General features: G+C 61.6%; 13 protein-coding genes. 6 read left to right on the top strand and 7 right to left on the bottom strand.

Annotated elements, in window-relative coordinates:
- Positions 1 to 100: 100 nt before the first annotated feature.
- The 4 genes from FYK55_RS14480 to FYK55_RS14495 all read right to left on the bottom strand — a co-directional run bounded on the left by FYK55_RS14480 (position 101) and on the right by FYK55_RS14495 (position 5,235).
- Positions 101 to 1,018 carry an alpha/beta hydrolase gene (locus tag FYK55_RS14480; protein ID WP_150077138.1) on the bottom strand — a complete coding sequence of 306 codons (918 nt, stop codon included), beginning with the start codon at positions 1,016 to 1,018 and terminating at the stop codon, positions 101 to 103.
- 360 nt (positions 1,019 to 1,378) lie between these two features.
- Positions 1,379 to 2,665 (bottom strand): valine--pyruvate transaminase, encoded by a 1,287-nt coding sequence (locus FYK55_RS14485; RefSeq protein ID WP_150077139.1) that lies wholly within the window; start codon positions 2,663 to 2,665, stop codon positions 1,379 to 1,381.
- A gap of 331 nt (positions 2,666 to 2,996) precedes the next feature.
- Entirely contained in the window at positions 2,997 to 4,808 is a 1,812-nt protein-coding gene (locus FYK55_RS14490) for a hypothetical protein (protein ID WP_150077140.1), read from the bottom strand.
- Positions 4,809 to 5,010: 202 nt separating this feature from the next.
- The gene (locus FYK55_RS14495; protein ID WP_150077141.1) at positions 5,011 to 5,235 is read right to left on the bottom strand and encodes a hypothetical protein; all 225 of its coding nucleotides are present in this window, start codon (positions 5,233 to 5,235) and stop codon (positions 5,011 to 5,013) included.
- Positions 5,236 to 5,752: 517 nt separating this feature from the next.
- Between FYK55_RS14495 and FYK55_RS14500 the strand changes: the two genes are divergently transcribed.
- Positions 5,753 to 6,187 (top strand): secondary thiamine-phosphate synthase enzyme YjbQ, encoded by a 435-nt coding sequence (locus tag FYK55_RS14500; protein ID WP_235908695.1) that lies wholly within the window; start codon positions 5,753 to 5,755, stop codon positions 6,185 to 6,187.
- 6 nt (positions 6,188 to 6,193) lie between these two features.
- Here the strand turns inward: FYK55_RS14500 and FYK55_RS14505 are convergent, their stop codons facing one another.
- Together FYK55_RS14505 and FYK55_RS14510 are read right to left on the bottom strand one after the other, a co-directional pair.
- Positions 6,194 to 8,926, bottom strand: coding sequence for an MGH1-like glycoside hydrolase domain-containing protein (locus tag FYK55_RS14505; protein WP_150077142.1), 2,733 nt, complete (start codon positions 8,924 to 8,926; stop codon positions 6,194 to 6,196).
- 291 nt (positions 8,927 to 9,217) lie between these two features.
- Positions 9,218 to 10,414, bottom strand: coding sequence for a phosphoglycerate kinase (locus tag FYK55_RS14510; protein WP_150077143.1), 1,197 nt, complete (start codon positions 10,412 to 10,414; stop codon positions 9,218 to 9,220).
- 299 nt (positions 10,415 to 10,713) lie between these two features.
- On the opposite strand from FYK55_RS14510, the gene FYK55_RS14515 reads away from it, so the two are divergent.
- The 4 genes from FYK55_RS14515 (at position 10,714) to FYK55_RS14530 (ending at position 16,274) form a co-directional block, all read left to right on the top strand.
- Entirely contained in the window at positions 10,714 to 11,766 is a 1,053-nt protein-coding gene (locus FYK55_RS14515) for a hypothetical protein (protein ID WP_150077144.1), read from the top strand.
- Between the two features lie 105 nt (positions 11,767 to 11,871).
- The gene (locus FYK55_RS14520; protein WP_150077145.1) at positions 11,872 to 12,558 is read left to right on the top strand and encodes a DUF2461 domain-containing protein; all 687 of its coding nucleotides are present in this window, start codon (positions 11,872 to 11,874) and stop codon (positions 12,556 to 12,558) included.
- 308 nt (positions 12,559 to 12,866) lie between these two features.
- Positions 12,867 to 14,072: a nucleoside monophosphate kinase gene (locus FYK55_RS14525; RefSeq protein WP_235908696.1), complete on the top strand. Its 1,206-nt coding sequence runs from the start codon at positions 12,867 to 12,869 to the stop codon at positions 14,070 to 14,072.
- 237 nt (positions 14,073 to 14,309) lie between these two features.
- The gene (locus FYK55_RS14530; protein WP_150077146.1) at positions 14,310 to 16,274 is read left to right on the top strand and encodes a preprotein translocase subunit SecA; all 1,965 of its coding nucleotides are present in this window, start codon (positions 14,310 to 14,312) and stop codon (positions 16,272 to 16,274) included.
- A 443-nt stretch (positions 16,275 to 16,717) separates the two neighbouring features.
- On the opposite strand, the gene FYK55_RS14535 is transcribed toward FYK55_RS14530, so the two are convergent.
- Complete coding sequence (locus FYK55_RS14535) at positions 16,718 to 17,287, bottom strand: DinB family protein (RefSeq protein ID WP_235908697.1); 570 nt, start codon at positions 17,285 to 17,287, stop codon at positions 16,718 to 16,720.
- Positions 17,288 to 17,379: 92 nt separating this feature from the next.
- On the opposite strand from FYK55_RS14535, the gene FYK55_RS14540 reads away from it, so the two are divergent.
- Positions 17,380 to 18,708: a glucuronyl esterase domain-containing protein gene (locus FYK55_RS14540; RefSeq protein WP_235908698.1), complete on the top strand. Its 1,329-nt coding sequence runs from the start codon at positions 17,380 to 17,382 to the stop codon at positions 18,706 to 18,708.
- The last annotated feature ends 67 nt before the right edge of the window (positions 18,709 to 18,775 follow it).

The following is an 18,775-nucleotide window of genomic DNA, read 5'->3' on the forward strand; positions in this document are numbered from 1 at the left end:
CCCAATCATGTAGCCACCGTCGCCAGACGGTGGACCCGCAGCGCGAATCAACTAGCCACTGTCGCCAGACAGTGGACCCGCAGCGCGTTTCACGCTGGTCCTACTGCAATGCCATTCGGCGTCGGATCGTCCTGCCGATCCATTCGGTGGCTTCCACGCCCCGGTCAAATAGACCGGCGAAGTGAACAAATCCGTGCAGCATGCCATCGTAGCGTTCGAGCTCGACGTCAACGCCGTGCTGGCGCAGCCGATCCGCGTACGCCTCGCCCTCGTCCCGCAGGACGTCATACTCTGCCGTCACGATGACGGCCGGTGGAAGCCCTGCCAACGAGTCGGCGCGAATCGGTGAGGCCAATGGCGTGACTTCCTGGCTTCCAAGGAAGTGGCCCCAGAACCACTGCATTCCGGCGCGGGTCAATCCGTACCCGGAAGCAAACCGATTGTAGGACTCCGTTGAGAACTCAGGTTCGATGACCGGGTAGATCAGAACCTGCAATGAAACGAATGGGCCGCCTTCCTGACGGGATCGCAGCGTGACCGCGGCGGCCAACTGCCCACCGGCGCTGTCGCCGGCGACGACGATTCGCGTCGGGTCGATGTTCCACGCCTCGGCGCGGTCGGCAACTTCCTCGATCGCTTTGTAGCAATCATCGATTGGACCGGGAAACGGATGTTCGGGCGAACGTCGATAGTCGACGGAGACGACCGTGCAGCCGGAATGCAAGGCCAGTCGTCGGCACACGGCATCGTGCGTTGCAACACTTCCCAGCACCCAGCCGCCGCCATGGAAATAGAGCACGACCGGAGCCAAGTCCGATCGGTTGGAATACAACCTCACCGAGACTCCGTTTGACAACACGTCGTCTTCGACGCGGGAGAGTGGCGGTCCCTCGCCAAAAAATGGTTCGAACGTCGCAAATCGTTGGCGTGCTTCCTGGACCGACAGGGCGTCCCATCCGGGAAGGTTCTGTTCAGCCAGCGAGGCGACAAACGCTTCGGCTTGAGGGTGCAGTGGCATCGTGGAATCTTTCGTCGCCTTTCGCTCCGCGAAAGTCGCGTCGCGAGGTTCACGCGGTGAAGCGATGTGTTGAAGGGAGGTCTTGGTGTGTTGTCACGCTGAGGGCGGGTTGTTGTCCTGGCAAATCATACTGCGATGCGTTGCGGACCATGCTGTCGCCCCTTCGGGGCTGGCCATGAGTCTGGCTGGGAATCCGGCGGCCGAGGCCGCCGGCAGATCGCTTTCGGCCCTTCGGGCCTCGCCTTCGTCCTTCCGTAGGGCATGCTGTGCATGCCAGCGCACCGATCAATCAGCGTGTGCTGCAGCACTCCGAGTGGTCCGACGCTTGATGATGTTGGCCGGAATCGCTTGCATACTCCTTCAGCAAACTTGCTGGTCCGCGTGGGCGTACAACTGGTTGACTTCATCGGCCAGAATCTCGATTCCTCGACGGACCACCGGCTCGGACGCGGTGAAGCTGATTCGGACACATTCGTGGCGATGGGGCCAGTCGTCGTCTTCCAACCCGAAGAAGAAATAGTGCCCCGAGACGACGAGGACGCCGCGACGTTTCAATCGCTGGTAGAGTTCCGACGAGGTGATGGGCAGCCCCTCCAGCCACAGCCACAAAAAGAACGCGCCTTCGCTGCGATGGATTCGGTAGGGAACCGTGTCATCGAGGGTCGCCGCCAACCAACGCCGGACCTGGTCGGAACGTTCCCGATAGAACGGTCGGATCACCTCGCGGCTGATGTTCAGCAGTTCGCCGCTGGCGATCAATGGTTTCACGATGCCTTGCCCGATGTTGTTGTTGGCCAAAGCGGTGATGGAATTCATCGCCGCAAGGCATTGAACGATCTCCGGATCGGCGATGACGATTCCCGTCCGGGTTCCGGGCAGCCCCAGTTTGGAAAGGCTGTAGGTCAGCACCATGGATGGATTCCACTGTGGACTGGTGTCCGTGAAGATCACGCCGGGAAACGGGTCTCCGTAGGCGTTGTCCACCAGCAGCGGGATCCCATGCTCGCTTGCCAATTCCGCGAGATGGCGGAGTTCCGTATCGCTGACCACGTTGGAGGAGGGGTTGGTGGGGCGCGACAAGCAGATTGCGGCGACCTCCGGCCCAATTTCCAAGGCGTCGAAATCGATCGCGTACTTGAATTCGTGGTCACCGATCCGTTGAATCTTCGGACGCGTCGCCTGGAACAGATCGCCGGTCACGGACTGGTCCGCGTACCCGATGTATTCCGGGACCAACGGCAGCAGCACCTTCTTGCGACGGCCATCATCAAATCGCCCCGCGAGGGCATTGAGCAGCAAGAAGAAAGCCGTTTGACCTCCGGCGGTGATCACCACGTGGTCACGCGTGATCGGCCATCCGTATTCGCGGCGAAACAGTCGGGCCACGGAATCGCGAAACGCCGCGTCGCCGGCTGGCGGCTGGTAGTCGCCCAGGAACGCCGCGGTCCGCTCGGGGTCGGCGGCAATCTCCGACAGGCGTTGGTGCCAGATCGCATCGACTTCTGGGATGTGGGCGGGTTGCCCGCCGCCGAGCATGCACAGGTTCTCATCCCCGGACGCCAACGCGTCGCCGAGATCCTGCATCAGTTCTCCGATGCCCGACTGCAAAGCCAGACGACGGCCAAAGGTAGAGAGCGGGTATTTCATGAAGTCGGATTGGCTTGGTTCGGCAACGGGCTGTGTTTGGCAACGGGAGCGGGCATCAATAAACTTTCGGGGATGTGCCGGAATCTGTCCAGCTGGACAGCGGCACTTCGCGGGGGCCGCGTGGCGCTAGTCGCGGATTCCCTCGCATCAACCGAAGACGGTAGCGGACGCGCATCTTCCACGCTCTGGCGAGCGTGGCGACATCAGGTAGCCGTCAGGCACAGCCTGACCTACGGCAGGTCGATCCCGCTCCGGCAGGCAATGTTTGATCGTCCAGACGCCCGTCGGGCGGCAAGGTTCGCCTTGAAATGGCAGGTTCGGCAGCCGGTCGTCAAGGAATCTGGCTGGGCGCGGTTTCGGATGGCGGTGAAGAGGTTTCCGTTGGTGAATCCACTTCCCCGACCAACAGGTTTCCGAACAAGGCGGCATCCTGTTCGTTCCGCTGGCGTGAGGCCGTGCAGACGACAACCAAGTCATGGGGTTCCGGGGGCGACTGGGCAATGGCCGTGATGGTGCGAGGCTGCGTCGGGTCACCGTCAGCAGGAAAAGCGACCACCTCGAACGGTTTGTCCGCCCAGTGGCCATCGGACGTTCGCCAGCGAATGTCGACTTGGGTCAATCCGTACCCCTGTTGAACGACCTGGATTTGAACCATGTATTGGCGATCCGGCTTGACCTGCAGGACGGCCATGGCTGAGCCGCGATCGGCGCCCGAGATGTGAACCTGACCGTTATCCAACTTCACCGTTCCGTCTTCGGCCGGGATGGATTCCCAGGTGGGCACGCTGTCGATCACGGTGGCTTCGATCTGCCCGTCACCGGGAGCCTCCGGCCCGTCGTTCGGATCCGTCGGCCCATCACCGTCTGCCGTCGTCTGGTCGCTCCGCTCGGTCGTCTGGTCGCTCCGCTCCGTCGCTGGCGATTGGAGATCGATCGGTGACGTCACGGCGCGGTGTCCCGCGGTTTGGTTGTGGGCGGCGGCGGTGACGGTTTCCGCAATCGCCGCGGAGATTCCTGGCAGCTGTGTTTCCCAGGTGGGGTAAACGTCTTTGCCGTGCCACAGCGCTTCGTCCGTTGCTTCTGGCCACCAGCGGCCGTGTTCACCGTACAGCCAGACCAGGCCATCGCCGGCGTCAATTGCGGCGGCCAGATTGCGTCGCAGCAATGCCAGGCGATCGGAACGTTCCGGCTGCAGCGTGTATTCGCCCGCCAGGGACGGGTGGATCGCGTCCAGGAAGATCGGAAACGCGATCTCGACTTGATTGCGATACTTGTCTCGGTTGGCCGGCGAAACCAGTTGCTCGCCACCATCACGAACGGCGGCCGCGTGGGAAAAGAAGTCGTCGCGGGACTGGAACCAATAGCCGTTTTCACAGCCGTCGATGATCGTCATCGTTTTGGGAATCACGTCCAGCCAGCCGTCAACAAACGCCGGGAGCAAACCGTAGGCATGACCGGCCAAGCACCAGTCGGCGTCGCCGCGCCCGACCGGTGAAGGTCCGCGGTGGGGATGATCCTGGACCAGGTAGCTGAGCAAGAAGAAGCTGGCCAGTTGGGCCTCCGGAAACTCCTTCGCGATCGCCTGCATGACCTGACGACCGCGGGTCCTGGCCATCACTTGGTATTCGGCGAAGGTGTGTTGGGATGCCTGGGCCTGTCGCGAGTACTGGAATTGGCGATGCGGATCCGTGTAAGGCTCGGCGTCCAACAGCAGTCCGCGCAGACCCGCGCGGCGGGCGATGTCCGCTGCGACGCGATAGTGATCCACAATGATTTCCCAGCCTGCATCGTCGAACCAATCGATATCGCCCGGATTCGCTTTCAGCAGCAGATAGTTATCGGTCATCGTGGGCGACGCGGCGGTCCGCATGGCCTGGATCGATCGTTCAACATCCAAGCCGTTCCAATCGGCGCGGCCGTGTGCGGTGGCCAACGGATCGGGAATTCCCGAATCGGCGTGCAGCGTCAGGACGGCTCCGGTCAGTGGCACCGCTCCTGGCATCCGCGGAACGTCGCGTGCGAACTGGCCCAGCGTCGGGGCATTCCAGCCGCAGGTGATGATTCGTTCCGAAGTCGGGTCGGCGGCGAACACGGAGGCCAGACCGAGGTGGCACGCGAGGGCGAGGAGGCAGCGGCCGGGCATCGAGATCAACCGACGGTGAGAGGGTGGATGGGGACGTCATGCAGGACGTCGCAGGTTGAGACCTGGGGGGGGCGCACGAAAAACGCCCCGGCGAGTCAAGCTGGAAGCTGAACTGGCCGGGGCGCTGGGTCAAGTTTTCGCCGCAGCGAAAACGTTCTCTCTCTGGAGGGTGCCGGCATCGTAGCCGGCAGGCGGTCGACGACTACTCGCGGGGACGGATGGCCCCGGTCAAGCCGCTATAATCGACTCGGTCGGTGTTGTGCCACAGGGGCTGGCCCAGTTCCACGCGACGACGAAGCACTTCAATCTTTTCCGGACTTCCGGCGGGTGCATCGGTCGGCGAGAACAGGTCATCCTCGTGCGGCACAAAGTCTTCGTCGTGGCCATAACGGAGGATGGCTTCGAAGACGTTCTTACAACGTGTCATGTCTTTCATTTGGTACCAATTCGGAAACTCGAGTTCTGTTCGATGGGTCGATCCTGGTTGACGCATCGGTGTGCGATTCTGCCCTGTGGACGTTTCCATATCTCCCGGGCGGCGACGAGGGATTATTGACGTTGGATCAGGGGAGTCAAGAAAATTGTCGGGCGGTGGGTTGTCGCCGAGTCGCCGGTTGCTAATGAAACGCGACAATGGGCCACAACCCCCGCATCACCTCGATCGGCAAGCCTCTGCAGGCCGCGGTTCGGGTCGACCGGACCTGTTCATGGGGTCGTCACGCGGCAATGGGGGAAATCTTAACGCTGCGGCACGATTTCGGCGTGATACCGTGCCGGCGGCGCGTCAATGGGGGGCTGCCGCAAATTGCCCGACCGGAATTTCTTACGGCGGGGCCGGCATTGGAATTCGTGGGAAAATCGTTAGCCTTTGCCGATCGTCGGCGTCGAAAAAAAATCGGAAATTTTTCAGAATCTCACCCGGCCGGCGAGGATTCTTGGGAACGATGAGGCAATTCATGTGGGTCCAGCGGAGTTTATCGTTGCCGGCCAAGTCGCGCGGGTTCCATTTGATCACGTCGCAAATCACCGATGCGGTGCCCGAAATTGGCACCACGGAGGTCGGCCTGCTGCACGTCTTCATTCAGCACACCAGCGCATCGCTGACCATCAATGAGAACGCCGATCCCGATGTGCGGGTCGATTTTGAAACGGCGATGAACCACGCGGTCCCCGAATCACTGCCGTACGTGCACACGCTGGAAGGACCCGACGACATGCCCGCGCATGTCAAAGCCAGCATGATGGGAGCCAGCGTCCAGATTCCCGTCGGCGGCGGCCGGTTGTTGATGGGGACCTGGCAGGGAATCTACCTGTGCGAGCACCGCGACCGTGGCGGGTCGCGGCGGGTGATCGTGACTCTGATGGGCCAAGCCGGTTAGGCACTGCTATTGAACGGCCTCCGCGACCGGTGAGTATTTGGGCACGTTGGCCTGGCTGCGAATCATCGATGCGACCAGGGCGGTCCAGCCGGTCTGGTGGCTGGCCCCGAGTCCCTTGCCGTTGTCGGCGTGGAAGTACTCGTAGAACAGGATCAGGTCTTTCCAGGCGGGATCGCTGGCGTAGCGTTGTAAGTCGCCGTGCGCGGGTCGGCTTCCGTCCTCGTCCCGCTCAAACAGCGAAATGCAACGGTCCTCCAGTTCCTTGGCGACTTCCATCAGGGTCATCAAGTTGCCGCTGCCGGTTGGGCACTCGACCTGGAAGCTGTCGCCGTAGAAGGCGTGGTAGCGTTTGAGCGACTGGATGATCAGGTAGTTCATCGGGAACCAGACGGGTCCGCGCCAATTGCTGTTGCCGCCGAACATGCCGCTTTCGCTTTCTCCGGGGACGTAATGCACCTCGTGCAGCTGGCCGCCGAACTCGAACGCCAGCGGTTCGAGACCGTGCGCGGCCGACATGCTGCGAATTCCAAATGGCGACAGGAATTCGGACTCGTCCAGCATCACCGCCAGCAGACGCCGGAAACGGTCTTCGCTGGGGATCGCCAACAGCCGCCGGGTGATGGTTTCCGATTCGGGGCCTTCCCCCTCCAGGTACGTCATGTGCGTGGAAAGGTCGTCACGGCTGTTCAGGAACCATCGCATGCGACGCTTGAATCCCGGCAGGCGGCCGATGATTTTTTCTTCCAGGATGACACCGGTCATCAGCGGCAGCAGCCCGACCAGGGAGCGGACACGGATCGGAATCGATTTGCCGTCGACGAACAGGTGGTCGTAGTAGAAGCCTTCGGTTTCGTCCCACAGACCCGTGCCGTCCATGCAGTTCATCGCCTCAGCGATGGCGACGTAGTGTTCGAAGAACTTGCTGGCCATGTCCCCGTAGGCCTCGTTGTCCTCGGCCAGTTCGATGGCCATCCGCAACATGGTGCCGCAATAGAACGCCATCCAGGCGGTGCCGTCGGCCTGTTCCAGGTGGCCCTGCGGCAGCGGTTTGCTGCGGTCGAACACCCCGATGTTGTCCAGCCCCAGGAAGCCGCCTGAGAAGATGTTCTTGCCTCGCGGGTCCTTGCGGTTGACCCACCAGGTGAAATTGATCAGCAGTTTCTGAAAGGCCCGGGCGAGAAACAGTTTGTCTCGGTTGCGTGGCGGGCCGCTGGCCTTGTAAACCTGCCAGACGCCCCAGGCGTGGACCGGCGGGTTGACGTCGTCGAGGTGCCATTCGTAGGCGGGGATTTGGCCGCTGGGGTGCATGTACCACTCGCGCAGGAACAGGATCATCTGGTCCTTGGCGAATCGCGGATCCAGGTGGGCCATCGGGACCATGTGAAACGCCAAATCCCAAGCGGCGTACCAGGGGTATTCCCACTTGTCCGGCATCGAGATCACGTCGCGGTTGAACAGGTGCCGCCACTCGCTGTTGCGACCAAACTTGCGAGTGTCGCTGCTGGGCGGACCGTTGGGATCACCGTCCAGCCAGGTGTCGACGACGTAGTGGTAGAACTGTTTGGTCCACAGCAGGCCGGCATACGCTTGTCGCATGATTTGTCGGCGGCCGTCGTCGACGGATTCCGGAATCCGACTCTGGTAGAACTCGTCGGCTTCGTGGATTCTGGTTTCGAACGTGTCATCGAAACCTTCGAACGCGACTTCGGAGAAGCGTTCGATGTGTCCGTCGCAATTCTCGGTGATCAGCGGTTCGTCGACGTGGGTCAACCGCAGCCGAACGGTTTTCGTTTGTCCGCTTTGGATCAGATCCAATCCGTAGGAAGCGCATTTGGTCCCGCGCTGGGCAGGATTGACCGCTTTGATCTCACCGCTGACGACGTATCGGTGAAAGGCGTCTTTGTAGTAGTCCGATTCCGACGGCAGGCCGTGATGGCGGACCTTATTGGTTTCGTTGTCGGTGAACAGCCAGGCCCAGGTGTCCGGAGTTCCCATGCAGTCACAGGCGTACCAGAACTGGCCGAGCGTGTCGTGTTGGGCCTGGACGACGTCGCCGACCAGCTTCATCGACGGCCGAGCGGGACTGCAGCCTTCGTCGTCGCACTGCCAGGTCCAGGTGTTTTGAAAGAATAGCTGCGGCAGCAGGTGCAGCACGGCCGGTTGCGGGCCGCGGTTGGTGATGTTGAAGCGGATCAACAGGTCGTCGGGACCGGCCTTGGCGTATTCGACTTCGACGTCGAAGTAGCGGGACTCGTCGAACACGCGAGTGTCGGTCAATTCGTACTCGGGTTCGGTGCGATCGCGTCGACGCCCGACGTCGACCAGTTCCTCGTAGGGGTACCGGCCTTGCGGGTACTTGTACAGCGCCCGCATGTAGCTGTGCGTCGGCGTGCTATCGAGATAGAAATAGCATTCCTTGACGTCTTCGCCGTGATTGCCTTCCGGGCCCGTCACGCCGAACAGCCGTTCCTTCAGAATCGGATCGCGACCGTTCCAAAGCGCGATGCAGAAACACAGGCGTCCGCGACGATCGGTGATCCCCAGCAGTCCGTCTTCGCCCCAGCGGTAGGCGCGGCTGCGTGCGTGATCGTGCGGAAAGTAGCTCCACGTCGCATCGCCCCCGTCGCTGTAGTCTTCGCGAACGGTTCCCCACTGACGTTCGGAAAGATAGGGCCCCCAACGCTGCCAATTCTTTTCGCGATTTTCGTTTTCGATCAGACGTTGATCTTCGGCATTCATCGGTAGTGGCGACCTATCGTCGTTACAGGAAAAAAAGGCGGCGCGTCGGCGCGAACGTCGATTGGCGCAATGTCATTGGTGGTGACGCCGGCCGGAATCCGGCGGCTGTTGTCACAACCACAAATCGGGCGTGCCGGGAATGTCGGCCCGCCGGCACGTCCGCGGTCGCCCCGTTCTCGGGGCGCCGATGACGTGCAGATTGCCTTTGGCCTGGCGGTCGATCGATCACGCGAGCGTCCTACCGCAAACGCCGCGCCCGACCCCAGGTCATGCGTTCATTCAAATCGTCGTTCAGGCGTCGTCCAACAGGTCCACCGCTTCAAACGCCTTGCCTTCCAGCATCGCCAGGCTTGCCCCGCCGCCGGTGCTGACATGGCTGACCTTGTCGGCAAAGCCCAATTGTTCAATGGCCGCGGCGCTGTCTCCGCCACCGATGATGCTGATCGAATCGCTGTCGGCGACCGCTTGGGCGACCGCCTTGGTGCCCGCATCGAACGGAGGTTTTTCGAACACGCCCATCGGGCCGTTCCAGACGATCGTCTTTGCCGACGAGAGGATTTCCTGGTACTTGGCGCTGGTGGCGGGACCGATGTCCATGCCTTCAAAGCCGTCACGGATCTTGCCCGACTCGACGATTTCCTTGTTGCATCCTTCCGGATCGCCGAAGTCGTCGCCGCAATGGGTGTCAACCGGCAGCACCAGCTTGTCGCCGCCCTTGGCGATCAACTCCTTCGCCAGGTCCACCTTGTCCTTTTCGACCAGGCTGTTGCCGACCGCACCGCCTTCGGCCAGCGAGAAGGTGTACGCCATCGCGCCGCCGATCAGCACCGCGTCGCAGATGCCCAACAGGTTGTTGATGACATTGATTTTGTCGCTGACCTTGGCCCCACCCAGGATGGCCACGAACGGACGCTCCGGGTTCCCGATGGCATCGCTGAGGTACTGGATCTCTTTGGCGACCAGGTGGCCGACCACGCGGGGTTTGCCCGCCATCGCCTGGGGGACCGCAACCATCGAGGCGTCTTTACGGTGGCAGGTTCCGAAGGCGTCGTTGCAATAAACGTCGGCCATCTTGGCCAGCTCGGCAGCGAATTCAGCCGATCCGGCCTTCTCACCGTCGTTGAAACGCAGGTTTTCCAGCACCAACACGTCACCGTCGGACAGGGCCGCTGCCTTGGCTTTGGCATCCTCGCCCACGGTATCGGACGCGAAGGCGACTTCCTTGCCCAGCATTTCACCGAGTCGTTTGGCCGTAGGAGCCAGGGAGAACTTGTCGGCGTCGGAGGGTTCGCCTTTGGGACGTCCCAGGTGACTCATCAGGATCAGCTTTCCGCCTCGATCGACAACACTCTTGATGCTCGGCAGTGCCATCCGGATGCGACGATCGTCGGTGATGTTCTGCTGGTCATCGAGCGGGACGTTGAAGTCGACGCGCATCAACACGGTTTTGCCAGCGACTTCGACTTGGTCGATCGTTTTTTTTGCCATCGGTGAATTCGGTGCAAGGTGAATGGTCGGTCAAAGATCTCAACGGGTCGATTATCGGCATCCTCCCGACAGTGTCGAGTCCCGGCAACTTGAGCCGATTCGATCCGAAATCTGGATTTCCGCCGTCTTTCTCGCAACCGGCCGCCGGCGTGATCGGGCCCGATGGAGTGACCCTCCGTTTTGGCTCAACTCAGTCGATCGCAACGGCCGAATCCTAAACTGGGCTGTGCGCACAGCACCGAAACCTCATTTTCCACCTGGGCGGATCGATCGGCCTGCCCGAGTACCAAGGAATATCGGTGGCGAAAAGGACCGGACACACGATTGCAGGCGTCCCGCACGCCGCTCGCTGGATCTGCACGACACCGCCGGGGGCTTTCGGACGTTGTCTTGTCGGCCGGCGATTCGTCGCGGTGCCCGCCGGATTCGTCCGCCTGATGTTACTGGTGGCGGTCCTCGCCGGGGCGCGGTCGACGCACGCGGAGACCCCGGGGCCGAAGTCTCGCTACCGCTCGGCGGCCAGAGACACGGGCGGCCAAGCGGATGCCGATCAGGCCTCCACCCCGAATGGACTGTTGGGATTGGGCGCGATTTTTCGCGGCGGTGACGAAGACGCCAACCGCGAACGGGATTTGATCCGATCGCTGCCACTGGACCGGCTGACGCCTCAGGCGCGGCAGCGGATCTTTGCGGTCACCGACCAACCCACGCTGTATCGGCAGCTGCCAACCCAGGCCATTCGCTGTGATGAAGAGCTGTTCCTGTTCTTGACGCGACAGCCGGAAACGATCATCGGCATTTGGGACCTGATGGGAATCACCAAGGTCCAGGCGACCCGCACGGGACCTTTCCAGATGGACGCCATCGACGGCAGTGGAACCAGCTGCCACGTCGATCTGCTGTACGGCGACCGTAACTTGCACATTTTTGTCGCCGACGGGATGTACGACGGAAAGTTCACCCAGAAACCGATCACCGGCAAAGGAATCTTTGTGTTGCAAAGCTCCTACGCCAAGGCCGCCGATGGTTCGACCACGGTCAGCGGGTCGCTGGATTGCTACGTGAAGTTTGAAAGCTTGGGAGCGGATCTGATCGCGCGGTCTCTGGGAGGCCTGATCGGCAAATCCGCCGACCACAATTTCACCGAGACCGCCAAGTTCATTAGCCAGATCTCTCAGGCCTGCGAAACCAATCCCAACGCGATGTTGGAGATGGCGGACCAATTGCCGCAGGTGGATGGTACGACCAAGGCTCGGTTTGCTCGCGTGATCGTTTCGGTCGCGGCCAAGCATCTGGCGCTGGCCCAGCAGCCCCCGGGCGTGCGTCCGGCCGGTGTCCGCACGCCTCGGTAGAGCGGCGGGGGCGTTGATGACGATGCCGTGCCGAAACGGGTCCGGCATTTCGGTTATCCTGCTGCCGTTCCGAGCCGTCTTCCGAACGCCGATCGGCTGTCCCTCATGAGCGAACCTGTCCTCACCGAATCGCTGTTCGACTTTCTGGAGCAATTGCGACGCCACAACGATCGCGATTGGTTCAACGAGCACAAATCGGACTTCCAGCGGGACGTTCGCGACCCGGCCGTGCGGTTGATCCAGCGGTTGGAGAAACCGTTGGCCAAGTCCGCGCCGATGCTGCTGGTCGACCCGCGACCGCACAACGGTTCGTTGATGCGGATCTATCGCGACACGCGGTTCAGCAAGAACAAGGATCCGTACAAGACCAATGTCGGCATCTCGCTGCGGCACCAGGCGGGCAAGGACATTCACGCCCCCGGCGTGTACCTGCATTTTGATCCCGACCAGTGTTTCATCGGGGCCGGTTGTTGGCACCCGGAAGGCCGCGTCCTTGCGGACATCCGCCGCGCGATTGATCAGCAGCCCAAGGACTGGCTTAAAGCCCGGGACCACAAGGCCTTCCGCGAACACTTCACGCTGGTCGGCGAAAGCCTGAAGACCTCGCCGCGGGATTATCCGAAAGACCACGCCATGATTGAAGACCTGCGGCGCAAGGACTTCATCGCCACGGCGCCCCTGACGCGGCAGCAGGCCACCGGCGACGACTTGCCGGCGTTGATCCTGGATCGCATCAAGCGGGCCAGGCCCCTGATGCGTTTCCTGTGCGACGCCATCGGGGTGCCGTACTAACGGGGCAGCGTTACCCCAGTTAGATTTGCGGTGCGATGTCTGGCACGCGACGCACGCAAAGTAGGGCTGTCCGGCGAAGCCGCGTCTGAGGACTCATCAATTTTCCGTCGCTGCCGTCGCCAGACGGCGGACCGGCGTTCTCGTTCCACGTTCTGGCGAACGTGGCGCGGCGACGTTCTGGCGAACGTGGCTACGCCAAAGCGCGGACGCAGCATGCGTCGGGATGTCCGGTGTCTGTCGAAATTCGGCCGTGTTAAATTGTCCCACCCGCTGACCGTTCCGCCCACCCGACCCGTGACATTCGCCCCGTGACCATCGCTTCCAAAAACGATCCGAAGCCGGAGCCGCCCGAGGACCTGGAAGTCAAAGACGCCCAGCTGATTTTCAATTCCGTCTGGAAGGAGTTGGAGGCGCAAAAGGGCCGTCTGAACCTGAGGTTTCCGACGGAATTGATTCTGTTGGGCGGTGCCCCGGGGGCCGGGAAGGGAACCAACACCAACTTCATCTGTCACGTCCGCGACATCACGGCGCCTCCCATCATCGTCAGCGAACTGCTGAACACCCCCGAGGCTCAACGGATCAAATCCCAGGGCGGAATGGTCGGCGACCGCGAGGTGGTCGCGCTGGTGTTCCGCAAGCTGCTGGAGCCCGAATACCAGAACGGAGCGATCCTGGACGGATTCCCGCGGACGAAGGTGCAGGTGGAGTGTTTGAAGATGCTGTACGACAGCATGAAGGCGCTTCGCCGAGAGCTGATCGATAACCCGCACCTGTCGCAAATGAAGCCGCCGGTGTTCCACATCATGGTGTTGTTTGTCGACGAATCCGAGAGCGTCAAGCGCCAGCTCGCTCGCGGACGGCAGGTGATCGCCCACAACGAAGAGGTCGCCCGCAGCGGCATCGGGGAGATGTGGGAGGAACGGCCAACCGATTTCAACGAAGCCCTGGCTCGGAACCGCTACCGGGTGTTCAAAGAAAAGACCTATGACGCCCTGGTCTCGCTGAAACAGCTGTTCCACTTCCACTTCATCAACGCGCAAGCCGACCTGGTGGTGGTCCAGGAGAATATCCTCAACGAATTGGAGTACCAAAGTTCGCTCGAGTTGGACCCCCGGACGTTTCACGCGATCGGTGACATTCCGCTGGCGAGCAACATCATCCAGCACGCCCGACGCGACCTTGTCCGACGTTTGGACGAGTACGAACACGAACACAGCGAGTTGTTTCACCGCGTGGTCGAGCTGATCGAGAGCAAATTGGTTCCGATCGTCCTGCGGCACGCCATTTCCGGTCGGGCCACCGTCAGCAGCGAAGATGAGTTGCTGGACAATCCGCTCGCGCTGCAGATGTTGATCGACGTGTTCTCCGAGCGGGGATACCACGCCGTGATCGATCTCCGTCGCCGTGCCATTCCCGAACGCATCGACTTGAAGACCGGCGAGATCATTGTTCGCCAGCAGAAGGTCTACCGCATCGCCATCTTCTTCAAGGGCAGCGAAATCCGTCGCGGCTGATCGGATGGCCGATCGGACGTCCGACCGGGGAGGCGAACGATTACGTGAACCTTGTCGTCTGCAGGGATCGCACGGCACAGGGATTCTGATGACAGGCTTTCGGACCCGGCCAAGTCGGCGAACCCTTACCTGAGTGCGAAATGCAGGCTTCGCTCGGCTTCCATCACGTTGCCGGTCAAGCCGCAACACCGTGTGGGCCGATTTCGGAAAGCAGCAATCCTGTTTCCGAATGACGCCGTGCACCCTTCGATGCTCTCACGACGCAGCACCATCGCCAGCTACCGATCGTTCATTGGAAGCCCACTCCGCGGCGTCCAGTCGGTGCATCCGATGACACTGCGGTGGATCAATGACGTCCGCCGTCGCGCCGAGAGCCTGAGCACCTTGGGCGAAGCCGAACTGCGTTCCGCGGCCGATGCATTGCGGCACCGCATGCGTTCGGCAGGGAGCGGTCCGCACATCACGTCGCAACTGGACCACGTGATCGAATCATTTGCGTTGACCGGCGAAGCATTGCGGCGTGCCACCGGCATGAACTACTACGATGTGCAATGGATGGGCGGATTTGTGCTGGCCGCCGGCGTCGTGGCGGAAATCCAAACCGGCGAGGGAAAAACGGTGACCACCGCGTTGCCGAGCGTGCTGCACGCCTGGGGTGGGCGAGGCGTGCACATTGCGACGACCAACGAATATCTGTCGCGGCGGGACTACGAAACGCTGTTGCCCGTCTACCAGACTTTGGGGCTGAGCGTCGGTCATTTGGAATCCGGTGCGTCACCGGAGGAAAAACGCATGGCCTACGCCTGTGACCTGACCTATGGTCCCGGATACGAGTTCGGATTTGACTTCCTGAGAGACCAACTTGCGATTCGTGCCGATGCTCACCGGCCGTTGGGTGATCGCTATCTGCGGCAACTGCAAGGGATCGCGGACGGCCATCAAGTTTGTCAACGCGAACTATCGATGGCGATTGTCGATGAAGCCGATAGTGTTCTGATCGACGAGGCCACGATCCCATTGGTGCTCGGCGGTGGACCTCGCGAAACCCCCGTGTCCCCATCCACCTACCACCGGGCGCGAGACATGGCGAAGTCACTCCGCGAGCCGGAAGATTTTCTTCTGGACGCCTCCAACCGACGCGTGGCGTTGACGCCCGGTGGACGGCAACGTGTTTCAGCCCAGTTGCCCACATCGGAGACGTCGTTGCTATTGACGCGGCCGTGGACGCAAATGGTCGAGAATGCTTTGGCGGCGGAACATCTGTTCTCCCGCGACACGGAGTACGTGGTAAGCGACGGCAAGCTGATGATCGTGGACCCGCACACCGGACGGATCCATCCCGAACGAACCTGGAGCCGTGGGATGCATCAGGCGGTCGAGGCGAAAGAACAGTTGGACATCACGGCGGAGAACGAAACCCAGGGTCGCGTGACGCGGCAACGTTTCATGCAGTGTTACGATCGTGTCGCGGGGTTAACCGGGACGGCGGCCGGCAGCGAAGGTGAACTGCGCGAGTTTTACGATTTGCCGGTGGTCCGCATCCCGACGCATCGTCCCAGCGCGGGGCGTCACCTGCCGACCCGCGCGTTCGCCTCGCGGGAGGAAAAGTTCCGCGCCGTGATCGAGGACACCGTCGGTCGCGCCCGTGCCGGCCAGCCGGTGTTGATCGGAACTCGCACGATCGCGGAAAGCCGCCGGTTGAGCGAACGGTTCAGCGCACAGGGGATCACCCACGCGGTGCTCAACGGCGTGCAGACGGAGCAGGAAGCGAAGATCGTGGCTCGGGCGGGAATCGCGGCGACCGTGACGGTGGCAACGAACATGGCCGGCCGCGGCACCGACATTCGCTTGGACGATGCGGCACGTCGCGCCGGCGGCCTGCACGTCGCGTCGACCGAATTGCAGCCTTCGGCGCGCGTCGACCGTCAATTGGCTGGGCGTTCGGCGCGGCAGGGGGATCCCGGCAGCTACCAACGTTTTGTTTCCGCCGAGGATCCGCTGATTCAGGCCCACGACGCGGATCTGGCCGCCCGCATCCTTGCCGCCGCTGATCCATCGGGCGAATGTCGCCAGCGGATTGCCGATCGGTTGGACGCGTTGCAGCAGACCATCGACTCGAAATTGGTCGAACAGCGACGTCAGATGGTAGCCCACGACGACTGGCTGGTTTCAGTCCAGTCCGCTTTGGCACGGCGGGCATGAGTCAGTCAACCGTCGCCATGACTGGCGGTTTGGAGTCATGACTTTCGGTCTAGTGGTTCTTCCATTCTGGATTTGTGACCAGCGACGACGTGTTTGGCCACTTCACCCTCCCGCTCGCGGGAGGGTCGGAGGCGAGGCACGAGACTCCGGGGAGGGCAGAACCGGAAGCGAATGTCAAAAACGTATGGCTCAGCAACAACCCTCCCCGCGTCGTCACAAGCTCCTCCGCGACCCTCCCGCTCGCGGGAGGGTGAACCAGAGAACGCCTGACATTGATCGCTACATGGACCTCTGCGGAATTGACCTACAAATGCAGGGCAGTTGAACCACTCGTTGGACAGTGCCACTTTCAATCAAAAACACCATGAATTGCAGCGCATTGAGCGCCACGCGGCTCACGCAAAGTGGCGTTTTGCAGTCACACTTGGGCTGTCCGGACCCGATCAGGCGGCGCCCAGCCCCATCGCCCGCCGCCACGCGCTGAACTGGCCGATGTGAAGCATGAAGTGCCCGCCCAGATAGAAGGCGTGCATGGCGCCGATCGTCGGGAACTTTTCCTGCATCCGTTCGTTCGGGTTCGGCTGTTGAAAGACCGCGTCGGGTGTCTGCTGCAGCGTCTGCAACGCCGCGGCGTGACCCTGGCGAAAGGTTTCAACCACCTGTTCCATGCTGGGATAGATGTTGCCGTCCGGGTCGTCCACGCAGCGGGCATCCTTGCTGAAATGCCGCACGAATTCCTCGGTCGGTTCGATCCCGCTGCAATCCCCACCCAGTTCCGAGACGACGCGGGGAGCGTACAGGCTGAGGTGGCCCAGGATGAAACAGGGGTGATTCGATTCGATCACCGTGTTGCCGGCGATCGCGAAGCGTGCGAATTGCCTTTGTGAGACTCCCGCCAGCATCCGGTCGGCATATCCGATTCCCAGTCGTGTCGAAGCGGCGATCACGCTGCCGAGAAAATTCGATGAGTCCGTCACAATGATCTCCAGGATTTCCGGTGGAAGCAGCCCCAACGTCGGGTCGGACGTTTTACAATTTGTCGCGGTGAACGACCACAGGGCGTTACAATGCCTCCCTCCGCTCTCCCTCCTGCACGATGTTCTCTATGCGACACCTGATCGATCTCCGGCACGCGTGGGCTTGCGCCGCGTTCTTGCTGACCGCGGCCACCTGTGTATCCAATGCCACGGCGTTTGAGCCGAACTACGACGAGTCCAAGATTGCTCCCTACAAGCTTCCTGATCCCTTGGTGATGGAAGACGGATCGGCAGTGACCACCCCCGGCCGATGGGAAAACCAGCGGCGCGCGGAACTGTTGGAATTGTTCCGGAAGCACGTTTACGGTTTCTCGCCGGAGCCCTGTCAGATTCGCAGTGAGCGTGTCAGCGAAAAACAAGTCCTGGACGGCAAGGCCACCCGCAGCGAGGTCGACGTCTTTTTCGGATCCGGCGACGATGCGGCGTCGATGAGGTTGCTGATTTACGTGCCGACGTCGGCCGATGGTCCGGTTCCGGCATTCCTGGGGTTGAACTTTCAAGGCAATCACAGCATCGATTCCGACCCGTCGATCCAGTTGAATCCCGGTTGGTTTCGCAATCGCGGCGAAACAACCGACGGCAACCGCACGACCGAGGCGGCCCGCGGCGTCGCGGCGGATCGTTGGCCGGTCGACTTGATCGTCTCGCGAGGATACGGATTGGTCACGATCTATTACGGTGACATCGATCCGGATTTTGATGACGGGTTCAACAATGGCATCCACGGCGCGTTGGGAGATTCACTGACGGGCGTCGAAGACGAGTCGCGCTGGGGCAGCATTGCCGCTTGGGCTTACGGGTTGAGCCGGGCCCTTGATTACCTGCAATCGGACCAGTGTCCTTCGATTGACGGCGACCGTGTGGCCGTCATCGGACATTCGCGTCTGGGAAAGACCTCGCTTTGGGCCGGAGCTTCGGACCCGCGGTTTGCGATGGTGATCAGCAACGATTCGGGGTGCGGCGGTGCCGCGCTTTCGCGGCGCGCCATTGGTGAGACCGTCGGTCGGATCAACACCTCGTTTCCGCATTGGTTCAACGACAAGTTCAACGAGTACAACGAAAACGAATCGGCATTGCCCGTTGATCAGCACGAATTGTTGGCTCTGATCGCGCCGCGTCCCTTGTACGTGGCCAGCGCCACCGAAGATCGGTGGGCGGATCCCAAGGGCGAGTTTCTGTCGGCCGTCCACGCGGATCCGGTGTACCGTTTGCTGGATACCGACGGGATGGGTTCCGATGCCGCACCCGAACAAATGCCGTCGCCCGATCAGCCGATCAACGAGGGCGTGATCGGATATCACCTCCGCACCGGCAAGCATGATTTGACCGAATACGATTGGCGGCAGTATCTTGAGTTTGCCGATCGGCACTTGCGTTCGTCGCGCCCCCGGGAGTGACGTTTCCACTGACACCCAAGGTCGCGTGGCCGTTGGCCGGCGCGACGGGAGGCAACCGGTTCCGTGG

Source organism: Roseiconus nitratireducens (assembly GCF_008629675.1).
Lineage (GTDB): Bacteria > Planctomycetota > Planctomycetia > Pirellulales > Pirellulaceae > Stieleria > Stieleria nitratireducens.

Excerpts from the sequence above, each read along its gene's own strand:
- FYK55_RS14480 (WP_150077138.1), bottom strand. The coding sequence starts at position 1,018 with ATGCCACTGCACCCTCAAGCCGAAGCGTTTGTCGCCTCGCTGGCTGAA.
- FYK55_RS14485 (WP_150077139.1), bottom strand. The coding sequence starts at position 2,665 with ATGAAATACCCGCTCTCTACCTTTGGCCGTCGTCTGGCTTTGCAGTCG.
- FYK55_RS14490 (WP_150077140.1), bottom strand. The coding sequence starts at position 4,808 with ATGCCCGGCCGCTGCCTCCTCGCCCTCGCGTGCCACCTCGGTCTGGCC.
- FYK55_RS14495 (WP_150077141.1), bottom strand. The coding sequence starts at position 5,235 with ATGACACGTTGTAAGAACGTCTTCGAAGCCATCCTCCGTTATGGCCAC.
- FYK55_RS14500 (WP_235908695.1), top strand. The coding sequence starts at position 5,753 with ATGAGGCAATTCATGTGGGTCCAGCGGAGTTTATCGTTGCCGGCCAAG.
- FYK55_RS14505 (WP_150077142.1), bottom strand. The coding sequence starts at position 8,926 with ATGAATGCCGAAGATCAACGTCTGATCGAAAACGAAAATCGCGAAAAG.
- FYK55_RS14510 (WP_150077143.1), bottom strand. The coding sequence starts at position 10,414 with ATGGCAAAAAAAACGATCGACCAAGTCGAAGTCGCTGGCAAAACCGTG.
- FYK55_RS14520 (WP_150077145.1), top strand. The coding sequence starts at position 11,872 with ATGAGCGAACCTGTCCTCACCGAATCGCTGTTCGACTTTCTGGAGCAA.
- FYK55_RS14540 (WP_235908698.1), top strand. The coding sequence starts at position 17,380 with ATGCGACACCTGATCGATCTCCGGCACGCGTGGGCTTGCGCCGCGTTC.